This window comes from Pseudarthrobacter kochi (assembly GCF_055412805.1).
The window spans coordinates 178,146-189,407 of record NZ_JBVAYV010000004.1 but is presented as its reverse complement, the minus strand read 5'-3'; the positions used below and the strand labels follow the sequence as shown (position 1 = coordinate 189,407).

The following is an 11,262-nucleotide window of genomic DNA, read 5'->3' as shown; positions in this document are numbered from 1 at the left end:
CTCCGTTGAAGTAAAACAGACACAACCAACACCCCCGGGAAAACGGGACGTATTGACTGCACAAAATTTGAAACCAGCTGTAAAAACCAGACCACACCACGGGGTGGCGGACCTGGTCAATTCAACCAATTCAATACAATAAATTGGTATCAACAAACTTGGCACACTATTGAGTTCTCAAACAACAGACACACCCGGCACCACCACAACCAAGGGCCGTGGATCGCTCCGGAGCAACTTATCAAACTTACCCGAACCCGGAACCCTTTGCAAATCAGCATTCCTGCGATCCACAAACTCTCCGGAAGGTCCCCACCCGCAACACGCACACTCAAAAGTGCGCCAAATTCTCAGGCTGTTCATCAGGGGGTCGGTCGCAAACTCTCCGCATCAGCGGCGGCGACTCGAATTACTTTACACGCCACCAGACCCCCACACAAATCCACCCCACCACCACCCCCACAAACCCCGCCACCACACGGATGTCAAGAGCCCGGCCGCCCCGTTCGGCACCCCCAGCCCGGAAACCCGCCCCTGTGTACTGGCTCACATCCCAGCCGCACCGGCCGCCGCGCACACCAGTCACCCGCCGTCGAGCCTCAAACGCAAGAAGGGCCGGCAACCGTGAGGTTGCCGGCCCTTCTTAGACCACTGGAATCAGCAGTGCTGAGCTAACAGGAGTGCTGAATTACCAGGAAGACTTCGTGATGCCCGGGAGCTCACCGCGGTGAGCCATGTCGCGGAAGCGAACACGGGAGATGCCGAACTTCTGGAAGGTACCGCGCGGGCGGCCATCGATGATGTCGCGGTTACGCAGGCGTACCGGCGAGGCGTTGCGGGGCAGCTTCTGCAGGCCGAGGCGCGCAGCTTCGCGGGCTTCGTCGGTCGACGCGGGGTCAACCAGAGCCTTCTTCAGTTCGAGGCGCTTTGCAGCATAACGCTCGACGATGACTTTACGCTGTTCGTTCTTAGCGATCATTGACTTCTTAGCCATGTGTTTAGCGCTCCTCTCGGAATTCGACGTGCTTGCGGATGCGGGGGTCGTACTTCTTCAGAACCATACGGTCCGGGTCGTTACGACGGTTCTTGCGCGTCACGTAGGTGTATCCCGTGCCCGCGGTCGACTTGAGCTTGATGATCGGACGTACGTCCTTGTCCTTAGCCATTAGAGCTTCACTCCTCGTGCCAGGATGGCGGCTACGACTACGTCGATGCCACGCACGTCGATGGTCTTGATGCCACGTGCAGAGACCTGCAGGGTGACATTACGGCGCAGGGACGGAACCCAGTAGCGCTTCTTCTGGATGTTCGGGTCGAACCGGCGCTTGTTGCGTCGGTGCGAGTGCGAAATGCTGTGTCCAAAGCCCGGCTCGGCTCCGGTCACCTGGCAGTGTGCTGCCATGACGACTCTCCTCAAAAATAAATGAAACGGTTGCGGAGTTCCCGCGTAACCGTGCGACAGGCGGCGTCCGCATCCAGCCCCCACACGGATTCGGTAGTTCCGCAGCGTTCAGGCAGGCGGCGTAAACCGACTGCTTTCCTCACTGCGGCGAAGATTGTGGGCCACGGTCACCGGGCGGCGGAAACCTTGTGGGAAGCCACCGCGAAGTACCGGGATGCTGGGCGAATACAGGAGTGCACGCAACTTGAGCCCCTAACTACCGGCCCTCAGGACTGTCGATGTTGCAGACGAATCCCGCCAACCGGAGCAATTGCACACGCTCCGCGCCACCTAGCGCCTACCAAGTCTACGAGCTTGACGAATTAAAGACCAATCCGGTATCCGGCGGTGTATAAGGGGTGCCGGCCGGTTCGGCGCGAAGTCACATCGGCACCCTAGCGCTTTCACAGCAAAATGATAGGCGCCGGGCGGACGGTGGAACCATGAATTCTTCACTCCAGACGGCCCTGCCGGCCACGGCCCGCCGCACTCCCGTGGAGCGATTCCGCGGTCAGTCCCGGCGCCGCCTGCTCCGGGCAGACCTCCTGACCGTGCTCGCGTGGGCTTCGGTGGCCTTGTCCATCGCACTCTGGCTCGCCGACGGCGGCGTCACGGGGTTCTCGACCCTGGCCGGCTCCTTCACGGCCCTGGGAATCGTCGCCGGGCTGGCCGGCATGAACCTTGTACTGCTGATGTTGCTGTTGGCGGCGCGTATTCCCCTAATCGATGGCGCGGTCGGGCACGACCGGGCCCTGGAATTCCACCGCAAACTCGGCAAACCGTCGCTGTACCTGCTGCTCGCGCACGGAATCCTGATCGCAATCGGATATGGAATGGCCGAAGGGCTCGATCCGGTGAGTGAGCTCGTGTCCCTCTGGGTGCTGGTCCCGGACATGTGGCTCGCCATCGTGTCCATGGGACTGTTCATCGCCGTTGTGGTCACCTCGCTGGTCGCCGTCCGACGCCGGTTCCCTTACGAATTTTGGTATGCCGTCCACCTGCTGACCTACGCAGCGGTGCTGACCGCAATCTCGCATCAGTTCAGCACCGGGGCGCTCTTCGCCGAGGGCACCTGGCAGCGCTGGTACTGGCTGGCCAGCTGCATCGGCACCGGCGCCGCCCTGGTCCACTACCGCGTCCTGGAGCCGCTCGTGGCCACCGTCCGGCACCAACTGACGGTGAGCCGCGTCGTGACGGAGGGTCCCGGTGTCGTCAGTATCGAACTGGCGGGCCGCCACCTCGACGAACTGGCCGGCAGCGGCGGCAGGTTTTTCATCTGGAGGTTCCTCGCCCCGGGCGCGTGGTGGCATCCGCACCCGTTCAGCCTGTCCGCGGAACCCGTGCTGTTCGATTCCGAGGGCAGGGGCCGACTGCGGATTACCGTGCGCAACCTCGGCCGGGGATCGGCCCAGTTGGCGCGGCTGAAATCCGGGACCAGGGTAGCGATCGAGGGACCCTACGGGCTCTTCAGCACAGCGGCCCGCAGCCGGAACCGCGTTGTGATGATCGGTGCCGGCATCGGAATCACCCCCATTCGCGCACTGCTGGAGCGAACCCCCTTTGAACCGGGCAATGCCACAGTGATTCTCCGCGGCCACAGTGAGGCGGAACTCTATCTGGGCGACGAAATCCTGGAACTTTGCCGGCGCCGCGGCGCGACTCTGTTCCATCTCACCGGCGCCCGGACCACCGGCGAACAGAGTTGGTTGCCCGAATCGGCCGTCCGGTCAGGACACCGGCTGGCCAGCTACGCCCCGGACGTCGCCGACGCCGACGTATACATCTGCGGCCCGTCCGCGTGGGCCCGCAGTGCGATCAGTGGAGCCCGCGCTGCCGGCGTCCGCGAAGAGCAACTCCACTACGAAAGGTTCGACTGGTGAGAATACGCGCAGCAGTTTCAGCAGCACTGGCCTCCGCCGGAATACTCCTGGCCGGCTGGCAGTCCGGAGCCCACGTCGCAGACACCGGGAGCACTGCGGCGGCCACTTCGGCCCCCGCCTCGTCCGGGACGGCCGGGGGCAGCGGAACCACCAACGGATCTTCCGGATCCAGTTCCGCAAGCGGGTCCAGCGGAGGCACCGCAAGCGCGGCACAGGCCGCCGGGACCTTCACCGGGGCGGCGGTCCAGACCCGCTTCGGCACCGTCCAGGTGCAGATCACCGTAAAAGCCGGCGAGATCACGGATGTCACCGCCCTCCAGCTGACCGACGACGACCGAAAATCCGTGCAAATCAGCAACCGGGCCGCTCCGCTGCTGCGTGCCGCGGTCATCAAGACCCAGTCGGCCCAGGTGCAGACCATCAGCGGCGCCACCGTCACCAGCGACGCCTATTTGAGTTCTCTTCAGGCAGCCCTCGATGCAGCCAACCGTTAAGCCCTCGCCCGCCGAGAGTCCGGCACTGAGCGCCGCCACCCTGGCCGGACCGGCCCTGAAAAGCAGGACCTTCCGGTGCATGGGGACGGTCATCAGCCTCGCCCTGCCAGTGGAGGACTGCTGGACGCCCGGCGGCGAACCGGTGCTGGAAGGTGCCGCTGCCGCCGTCGAACGCATATTCTCCGGCCTGGACGCGACATTCAGCCTGTACCGGCCGGATTCGGAAGCGAGCCGGCTGGCCCGCGGCGAAGTCACGCTGCGGGATACCTCGGCGTCATTCCGCGCCCGTTTTGCGGACGCCACGGGCTGGCGGCTGCTGACCGACGGTTTCTTCACCCCCGAGCGGCCCGACGGCATACTGGACCTCTCCGGAATCATCAAGGGCTACGCCATCGACCAGGCGGCCTCCGCTCTGGAGTCCGCCGGCATTACGGACTGGTGCCTGAACGCGGGCGGTGACGTGCTGGTGAGCGGCTCGCCCGCACCGGGAACCGGGACTCCGTGGCTGGCCGGCATCGTCGATCCGCAGGACCGCGGAACGCTGCTCTCGGGCTTTGCGCTGGGCGGCACAGGGCGCTTCGCGGCATTGGCGACGTCCGGCACCGCTGAGCGCGGAAACCACATCTGGCGGGCCGGGGCAGGCCGCACGGGACGGCACCCCCTCGAATTCCGCCAGGTCTCCGTGGCAGCCCCGGACATTCTCACCGCGGACGTGCTGGCGACGGCGATCGTCGCCGGGGGGAGGCGGATGCTGGATTGGGCCACGGACAGCTGGGACGTCGAGGTGCTGGCCGTACTTGGCGGCGGGGAACTGCTCGCGACGCCGGGATTCCGCGCCTAGAGGTGCGTGAGGCTCGGGTAGCGCGGGGCCAGTCCGTCGCCTGACGACTTCCCCGTGACCCGGCGGACCACCCACGGTCCGGCGAATTCGCGGACCCAGCGGGCGTTGGCGCGGACGGCCTCGGCCCGGCTGAGCTCGGGAACCGGAGTCATGGGCGGAATGTCGATCGAGTGGTCGTGCTCCAGGACGGTGAGGACGCGCTTGGCCATGTTCGCGTGGCCCGCGGCGGACATGTGCATCCGGTCGGTTGCCCACATTCCCCAGTCGTAGTACTCGCTGAAGCGCCAGTAATCCACCAGGAGGGCGCCGTGGTCCCCGGCGATTCCGCGGACCAGTTCGTTGTAGATAGCGGTGCGGCCGCGGGTGGTGCCGAAGATCTTCGAGCCGCGGGAATCGAACCCGGTGAACATCACCACGGTTGCGCCGGTGGCCTTGAGCTTGCGGATGCCGGCGTCGTAATCCACCAGCAGATTATCGATGTCGACTTTGGGCCGGAGGATGTCGTTGGCGCCGGCGTAGATGCTCACGAGGGTGGGATTGAGTGCGACGGCGGCATCGACCTGTTCGGCCATGATCTGGCGGAGTTTCCGGCCGCGGATGGCGAGGTTCGCGTACCCGAAGCCCGGATCGGCGGTGCCGAGCTGCTCGGCCACCCGGTCCGCCCAGCCCCGCACGCCGTTGGGGCGGGTGGGGTCATCGTCGCCGACGCCTTCCGTAAAGGAGTCTCCGAGGGCAACGTAGCGGGCTGTGAAATCCATGGATTCAGTCTGCCAGCAGTAGCCCCAAGCAAACAAAGCAGGCACCTGGCCGGCCGCGGCAGCCGCTATTCGCGGATCCGGACCGCGGACTCCCGCAGGTACTGCTCCACCCGGGTGTAGGCGTCCCGGGTCAGGGCCTTCCAGAGGGCGATCGCCAGGCGCGGCTCGGCGGCTTCCAGCTCGGTGATGGCCTCGGCACTGAGCACCATGACCTCCACCGGACCGATGGCCCGGACCGTGGTTTCCTGCCGGTTGCCGCTGCCCAGCGCCAGTTCCCCGAACGTCATGCCGGCGCTGAGGGTATTGAGCTTGACCCGCTCCGCGGTGGGCCCCGGGGACGTGCTGCTGACCCTCCCGGAGGTGATGAAGTAGACCCCGCCGAACCGCAGGCCGACCCGCCGGATGACGTCGCCGTCGTCGTACGATTTCAGGGTCATGAGGGCTTCGAGCGCCGCGGCGTCCGCCTCGTCCAGCGGCGCCAAAGCGGGCGATGCTGTGACCGGGACGTGGTCCGGCAGCAGCAGGTGCTCCCCATGGCGTTCCAGCAGGCGGTTTTCGGAGTATTCGACGGCGGCGCTCCGGGTCGCGAAGGACGGCACCAGCCGCCGTTCCAGGGGTCCCAGAGCGTCCGCGACGGAACCGTCCGCCTCTATCAGCACCAGCTCCCGGCCGGCGTCGGCCATCCCCTGCCTCGCTTTGGCCAGCATGCGCACGGCGACTTCGCTGATCTGGTCGGTGCGGCGCACGTCCAGGACCACGAGGTCGACGTCGTCCGCCAGGCTGCTCAGCTCGCGGACCATGGACTCGGTTCCGGCGAAGAGGAGGTCGCCGTTGACTTCGATCACGCGGGCCCGGTGGCCGTGCGCCCGGAGGACGTCGGCGGCCTCGTCGTTCCGGCGGATACCCGACGGCGTCTCGGTCACGTCGTAGGCGGCGAGGATAGCGGACCGGCCGGTCCGGGCCGCGCGGACGAAGTGCAGTTCCATGTCCCGGGAGAGGCGCTGCGCAGTGGCCAGGCCGCGGACGCTGCTGCCGTGTTCATCAAGCGGCGGCGAATAGACGGCCAGGCCCACCTGGCCGGGCAGCACGGCGATGATGCCGCCGGCCACCCCGCTCTTTCCCGGCATGCCCACGCTGCTGATCCAGGCGCCGGCGTCGTCGTACATGCCGGAAGTCATCATGACGGACAGCACGCGTTCCACCGGGCCGATCTCCAGCACCTGTTTGCCGCTGAGCGGGTTCCGGCCGCCGTTGGCAAGGGTGGCGGCCATGATCGAGAGGTCGAAGCAGTTCACCAGGACGGAGCACTGGCGGAAATAGTCCGCCAGGACCGGCGTCGGGTCATCCTCAATGATGTTGAAGGAGCGCAGCAGGTACGCGAGTGCCGTGTTGCGGTGGCCATGCTTGAGTTCGGATTCGAAAACCTGCTCGCTGACCGAGAGCTGGCGGCCGGCGAAAGCGGAATACGTGCTGAGGATCCTTTTGAAGCCGGACTGCCCGCCGGACCCCCTGATCAGCGAGGTCGCGGTGAGGGCTCCGGCGTTGATCATCGCATTGGCCGGCCGGCCCGTCCCTTCGGCCAGGGAGATCTCGTTGAAGGAGTCCCCCGACGGTTCGACGTCCACTTTGGCGTCCACGGCCTCGTTGCCGAGGTCCTCGAGGGCCAGCCCGTAGGTGAAGGGCTTGGAGATGGACTGGATGGTGAATTCCTCGCGGGTGTCACCGATTTCGTATACCTTGCCGTCCACGGTGGCGAGGGCGATGCCGAAGTTGTCCGGGTCCACGTTGGCCATGGCCGGGATGGTGCTGTAGGGCTTGCCGTCCTTGAGCTGGGCGATCTCGGCGTGGATCTGGCGCAGGTAGCTGTCGATCGGCGATTCCATAGTGCCAACACTAGGGGACAACATGATGCGGGCGGCCCGGTAGGGCCCTTAGGCGTGCTTGCTCTCCCGCAGGATCCAGTGGTCCTTGTCCAGGCGGCCCACGATCTTCTCGCCGATCCGGGCGAGTTCGGCGACGTCCTCCTCGCTCAGGGCGTCGAGGAACAGCGAACGGACGGCCTCGACGTGGCCCGGGGCGAGCTCCTCGATGGTCTCCATTCCCGCGTCGGTGAGGTGCGCCGTCGTTACCCGGGCGTCCCCCGGGTGCGGGCGGCGCTCCACCCACCCGCGGGTCTGCAGTTTGGTGACCACGTGGGAGAGCCGGGACAGGGAGGCGCTGGTGCGTGCGGCAAGTTCGCTCATGGGCAGAAAACGGCCGTCGGCCTCGGAGAGCATCGCGAGGACGTTGTAGTCGAAGAGGGAGAGCTTGCGCGCGTGGTGAAGCTGCGTGTCCAAGGCTGCCGGAAGCAGGGTATTGATGCTTACTTGGGCCAGCCAGGCCCGTCGTTCGTCGGCGTTCAGCCAGCGCGGTTCAGTCATGGATACAGTGTAGGAGCATTGAAGCTTGACGGTTCAACTTCGCCGGATTTCCGTGACGGAAGAATCACGTCCCGGCGCGGGGGACAGGCGGTAGGCTGACCCTTATGTATGTAGTCTCGCTGACCTACAAGGTCCCCGAAGAGATCGTTGACTTCCATCTTCCGGCCCACGTCACGTGGCTACAAGATGCTTTCGACCAGGGCATCTTTATGGTCGCGGGGCGGAAAATCCCGCGCACGGGCGCCCTGTTGCTTTCCAACGCGGACCGCGATGCCCTCGACGCCTCACTGGCCAGGGATCCGTTCTATGTCAACGGAGTGGCCGAATTCGACGTCGAGGAGTTCCACGCGAGCCGGGTGGCTCCGGGCTACGAGAACCTGCTGGACAGCTGACGCCGGCTCGCCCCGCGCGTCCCGTCCGGAGCAGCACTGTTCAGCCCGCGGGGATCCTGGCGGCCAGTTTCTTCAGCCCAGCCTTCGGCGGGACCCTGACCGGCGCCGGCCAGCGCGGCCTGAGCTCGTCGCCGAGCGTGACACCCCTGAGCTTGCGCCCGAAGAGCGGCAGGACCCAGTCATGGACCCAACGGCGCTGCCGTCGCTCCCAGTCCCGGAGGCCGAGTTTCGCCGGCGGCGCCCATTCCTTGGGCTTGACCTTGTGCGGGACCCCTAGCTGGTCCAGGACCTGGCCGGCGAGATACTTGTGGCCCGCCTTGGACATGTGCAGCCGGTCCGAATCCCACATCCGGGGATCATAGAACGCGTCGAAGCACCAGTAGTCCACCAGCACGGCCTCGTACCTGGCCGCCACCTCGCGGACCCGCTGGTTGTAGATGGCGTTCCGCCTCTTGAGGGGTTCCAGCAGCGCCGAGACCCTGACATCGAAGCCGGTGAACAGCACTACCGTGGCCCCGCTCGCGGCGAGTCTGGCGACGAGGAACTCGTAGTCCATCATGAGGGCGTGGATGTCGGTCCCGATGTCCAGGATGTCGTTCCCGCCTGCGTACAGGGTGACCAGGGTCGGTTCCATGGCGAGCGCGGCGTCCAGCTGTTCCGCGATGATGTGCCGCAGCCTTTTGCTGCGGATGGCAAGGTTGGCATACTCCCACCCCGGGTCCGCCCTGGCCAGTTGCTCCGCCACCCGGTCCGCCCACCCGCGCACCCCGTTGGGCAGCCGGGGATTGTAGTCCCCCACCCCCTCGGTGAAGGAATCCCCCAGTGCAACATAGACCCGCCGCCCATCAGCGCCCGGGGATAGAAGGTTTTCGGCCATGGCCCCACGCTAGCCAACCCAACGGGCCAGCAGGGGACTGCGAGGTGAACGCCAGAGGCACATCGGTGAGCCAACCGCGGAGGCCGGGCGGGTGGCATCCGGCAGCGTGCGTCTAAGCGAGGAACGAGCGAGCACGCCGAGGATGTCGCCCGTCCGGCCACAAGGCGAGCAGCGGCAGCGGCCGCAAGCCCGGCAGGAACTGCGGGAGCGTCAGAAAAGTAGGAGCAACAACTGCGGGAGCGTCGCTTAGAGCTCGGCCTTCCCCTGCCGCCAGTACCCCATGAACGACACCTGCTTCCGGTCGATCCCCACGTCCCGCACCAGGTACCGGCGCAGCTCCTTCACTACCCCCGCTTCACCGGCGATCCAGGCGTAGAACGGCATAGCCCCTGCGGGCTTGTCCGGGTTCCTGGTGGCGCTGATCGCCGCGGCATCCATCCGTGCGGGGGTCTCCCACAGGATGTCGTGGTCCACGTTGACGTCCTCGGGCTCGGGGCCGGCCGCAGGCTCGCGGGATGACCGGAGTCCGGCCCAGCCGGGCAGGGTGACGGCGGCGCGGACCGCCTCCTGCAGCAATTCCCCGTGCGGATGCGACCGGCCGATGGCCGCACCGCGCGCGAGCCAGGTGATCCCGACGTCGGCGGCTGTCGTGATCCCCTGGAAGTCGCCGGCTTCCGGAACCTCGAGGATGGCGTGCCCGCGCACGTACGACGGCAGGCTCTCGAGAATGGCGCTGATGGCAGGCACGGCTGTCTCATCGCCGGCCAGCAGGACCCGCTGGGCCAGGCCCGGCCGCCATTCGATCCCGGAGTACGTTTGCGCAGTGACGCAGTGCGCGGCCCGGCTGTTGGGGCCGATCAGGGTCAGGGTGTCCCCTGGTGTGGCGTTGCGGGCCCAGTTGGCGGCCGGTCCGCCGTGGCCGGCGTCGTTGAAATGCAGCACGAAGTCGACGTCGAGTTCCGGGTAGACGGCGTCGAGGCGTTCCTGCCGCACGGTGTAGGTGCGCATGGAGCCGCGGGTCGCAGGATCCATGGCCAGCCACTCGCGGTACCAGCCTGCCTGCTCCATCCGGAACTCCGGCAGCGGCAACGCGGTACCGTCCGCGGCCAGCGACGGGATCATGAGTTTGATACGCAGGTCCAGTGTGCTGCCATGGACCCCGAAGTTCCGCAGCGAATAGCCCCCGAATGTGACCCGCCGGAAGTTTGGTCCGAGTTGCTGGACCGCCGTGACCTGGACATCAAAAGCGAGGGTCATGGGTTGGGTGCCGGGTGGGGTCTTAAGGCCGGCCCGGGCGCGGGACGGGGTGGCGTTCGATGCAGTCAAGGGACCAGCTCCAGGGTTGTGGTGTGCGGGGAATCGGCATGGTGGCGGCCCAGCGGGATGATCAGCGGTGCGCCGGACACCGGGTCCGGGAGCACCCTGGACTTCAGGCCGAAGATTTCGCGGACCATTTCCTCGGTGACCACCGCCCGGGCGGAGCCTTCGGCCTCGATTCGTCCGTCCTTCATAGCGATGATGTGGTCCGCGTACCGCGCAGCGAGGTTGAGGTCGTGCAGCACGATCGCCACGGTAGTTCCGCGCCGGCGGTTGAGGTCGGTGATGAGGTCCAGGACCTCCACCTGGTGGGTGAGGTCCAGGTAGGTGGTGGGCTCGTCCAGCAGCAGGACGGCGGTTTCCTGCGCCAGGGCCATCGCGATCCACGCCCGCTGCCGCTGCCCGCCGGAGAGTTCATCCACGTTGCGCCCGGCGAGTTCCAGCGTTTCGGTGGCGGCCATCGCTTCCTGCACGGCACGCTCGTCGTCCGCCGGGCCGCCTGCATGCCGGGACCGGAAGACACCCTGGTGCGGGTAGCGGCCGCGGCCCACGAGGTCCCGGACGGTGATGCCGTCCGGTGCCGTCGGATGCTGCGGCAGCAGTCCCAGCGTGCGCGCAACCTCTCGGGCGGGACGGCGGTGGATGTCCCGCCCGTCCAGGGTGACGGTGCCCGCCGCAGGCTTGAGCAGCCGGGCAAGGCCGCGGAGCAGGGTGGATTTGCCGCAGGCGTTGGCGCCGACAATCATAGTCACCTTGCCCTCGGGGATTTCCGTGCTGAGTCCCTCGATCACGGTCCGCTGGTCGTATTTCAGTGTCAGGCCGGAGGTCTGGAGTGTTGACAT

General features: G+C 66.6%; 13 protein-coding genes. 4 read left to right on the top strand and 9 right to left on the bottom strand.

Going from position 1 to position 11,262, the window contains the following annotated elements; all coding sequences use genetic code 11:
• Nucleotides 1-688 precede the first annotated feature (688 nt).
• Genes rpsN through rpmB form a run of 3 tightly spaced genes read right to left on the bottom strand, consistent with a single transcriptional unit; the run spans nt 689 to nt 1,402 of the window.
• Entirely contained in the window at nt 689-994 is a 306-nt protein-coding gene (gene rpsN, locus ACZY0Y_RS04085) for a 30S ribosomal protein S14 (protein WP_011693742.1), read from the bottom strand.
• A 4-nt stretch (nt 995-998) separates the two neighbouring features.
• The gene (rpmG, locus tag ACZY0Y_RS04080; protein ID WP_011693743.1) at nt 999-1,166 is read right to left on the bottom strand and encodes a 50S ribosomal protein L33; all 168 of its coding nucleotides are present in this window, start codon (nt 1,164-1,166) and stop codon (nt 999-1,001) included.
• A complete protein-coding gene (gene rpmB / locus ACZY0Y_RS04075) occupies nt 1,166-1,402 on the bottom strand; it encodes a 50S ribosomal protein L28 (RefSeq protein ID WP_011693744.1) in 237 nt (78 codons plus the stop codon). Before rpmB ends, rpmG begins: the two co-directional genes overlap by 1 nt.
• A 482-nt stretch (nt 1,403-1,884) precedes the next feature.
• Here rpmB and ACZY0Y_RS04070 point away from each other — a divergent pair, with 482 nt between their 5' ends.
• The 3 genes from ACZY0Y_RS04070 to ACZY0Y_RS04060 are packed head-to-tail and all read left to right on the top strand — an operon-like array spanning nt 1,885 to nt 4,656.
• The gene (locus ACZY0Y_RS04070; RefSeq protein WP_463956878.1) at nt 1,885-3,321 is read left to right on the top strand and encodes a ferredoxin reductase family protein; all 1,437 of its coding nucleotides are present in this window, start codon (nt 1,885-1,887) and stop codon (nt 3,319-3,321) included.
• Nucleotides 3,318-3,815, top strand: a complete 498-nt coding sequence (locus ACZY0Y_RS04065; RefSeq protein ID WP_463956877.1) for an FMN-binding protein — start codon at nt 3,318-3,320, stop codon at nt 3,813-3,815. The genes ACZY0Y_RS04070 and ACZY0Y_RS04065 overlap by 4 nt, the downstream gene beginning before the upstream one ends.
• Nucleotides 3,799-4,656, top strand: coding sequence for an FAD:protein FMN transferase (locus ACZY0Y_RS04060; RefSeq protein ID WP_463956876.1), 858 nt, complete (start codon nt 3,799-3,801; stop codon nt 4,654-4,656). The genes ACZY0Y_RS04065 and ACZY0Y_RS04060 overlap by 17 nt, the downstream gene beginning before the upstream one ends.
• Here the strand turns inward: ACZY0Y_RS04060 and ACZY0Y_RS04055 are convergent.
• From ACZY0Y_RS04055 to ACZY0Y_RS04045, 3 genes are all read right to left on the bottom strand, one after another.
• Nucleotides 4,653-5,414 carry an SGNH/GDSL hydrolase family protein gene (locus ACZY0Y_RS04055; RefSeq protein WP_463956875.1) on the bottom strand — a complete coding sequence of 254 codons (762 nt, stop codon included), beginning with the start codon at nt 5,412-5,414 and terminating at the stop codon, nt 4,653-4,655. The two genes, ACZY0Y_RS04060 and ACZY0Y_RS04055, sit on opposite strands and share 4 nt — an antisense overlap.
• A 65-nt stretch (nt 5,415-5,479) precedes the next feature.
• A complete protein-coding gene (gene glsA, locus ACZY0Y_RS04050) occupies nt 5,480-7,297 on the bottom strand; it encodes a glutaminase A (protein WP_463956874.1) in 1,818 nt (605 codons plus the stop codon).
• A gap of 48 nt (nt 7,298-7,345) precedes the next feature.
• Complete coding sequence (locus tag ACZY0Y_RS04045) at nt 7,346-7,834, bottom strand: MarR family winged helix-turn-helix transcriptional regulator (RefSeq protein WP_463886183.1); 489 nt, start codon at nt 7,832-7,834, stop codon at nt 7,346-7,348.
• Between the two features lie 104 nt (nt 7,835-7,938).
• Here ACZY0Y_RS04045 and ACZY0Y_RS04040 point away from each other — a divergent pair, with 104 nt between their 5' ends.
• Nucleotides 7,939-8,226 carry a YciI family protein gene (locus tag ACZY0Y_RS04040; protein WP_024365378.1) on the top strand — a complete coding sequence of 96 codons (288 nt, stop codon included), beginning with the start codon at nt 7,939-7,941 and terminating at the stop codon, nt 8,224-8,226.
• Between the two features lie 40 nt (nt 8,227-8,266).
• Here ACZY0Y_RS04040 and ACZY0Y_RS04035 read toward each other — a convergent pair whose 3' ends face one another.
• The 3 genes from ACZY0Y_RS04035 to ACZY0Y_RS04025 all read right to left on the bottom strand — a co-directional run bounded on the left by ACZY0Y_RS04035 (nt 8,267) and on the right by ACZY0Y_RS04025 (nt 11,262).
• Entirely contained in the window at nt 8,267-9,103 is an 837-nt protein-coding gene (locus ACZY0Y_RS04035; RefSeq protein WP_463886186.1) for an SGNH/GDSL hydrolase family protein, read from the bottom strand.
• Nucleotides 9,104-9,349: 246 nt separating this feature from the next.
• A complete protein-coding gene (locus tag ACZY0Y_RS04030; RefSeq protein WP_463956883.1) occupies nt 9,350-10,360 on the bottom strand; it encodes a siderophore-interacting protein in 1,011 nt (336 codons plus the stop codon).
• A 65-nt stretch (nt 10,361-10,425) separates the two neighbouring features.
• Nucleotides 10,426-11,262 carry an ABC transporter ATP-binding protein gene (locus tag ACZY0Y_RS04025; protein ID WP_463883895.1) on the bottom strand — a complete coding sequence of 279 codons (837 nt, stop codon included), beginning with the start codon at nt 11,260-11,262 and terminating at the stop codon, nt 10,426-10,428.

Coding starts and splice junctions, on each gene's coding strand:
- ACZY0Y_RS04045 (WP_463886183.1), bottom strand. CDS start 7,834: ATGACTGAACCGCGCTGGCTGAACGCCGACGAACGACGGGCCTGGCTG.
- ACZY0Y_RS04025 (WP_463883895.1), bottom strand. CDS start 11,262: ATGTCAACACTCCAGACCTCCGGCCTGACACTGAAATACGACCAGCGG.
- ACZY0Y_RS04060 (WP_463956876.1), top strand. CDS start 3,799: ATGCAGCCAACCGTTAAGCCCTCGCCCGCCGAGAGTCCGGCACTGAGC.
- ACZY0Y_RS04035 (WP_463886186.1), bottom strand. CDS start 9,103: ATGGCCGAAAACCTTCTATCCCCGGGCGCTGATGGGCGGCGGGTCTAT.
- rpsN (WP_011693742.1), bottom strand. CDS start 994: ATGGCTAAGAAGTCAATGATCGCTAAGAACGAACAGCGTAAAGTCATC.
- rpmB (WP_011693744.1), bottom strand. CDS start 1,402: ATGGCAGCACACTGCCAGGTGACCGGAGCCGAGCCGGGCTTTGGACAC.
- ACZY0Y_RS04055 (WP_463956875.1), bottom strand. CDS start 5,414: ATGGATTTCACAGCCCGCTACGTTGCCCTCGGAGACTCCTTTACGGAA.
- ACZY0Y_RS04070 (WP_463956878.1), top strand. CDS start 1,885: ATGAATTCTTCACTCCAGACGGCCCTGCCGGCCACGGCCCGCCGCACT.
- ACZY0Y_RS04040 (WP_024365378.1), top strand. CDS start 7,939: ATGTATGTAGTCTCGCTGACCTACAAGGTCCCCGAAGAGATCGTTGAC.
- rpmG (WP_011693743.1), bottom strand. CDS start 1,166: ATGGCTAAGGACAAGGACGTACGTCCGATCATCAAGCTCAAGTCGACC.
- glsA (WP_463956874.1), bottom strand. CDS start 7,297: ATGGAATCGCCGATCGACAGCTACCTGCGCCAGATCCACGCCGAGATC.
- ACZY0Y_RS04030 (WP_463956883.1), bottom strand. CDS start 10,360: ATGACCCTCGCTTTTGATGTCCAGGTCACGGCGGTCCAGCAACTCGGA.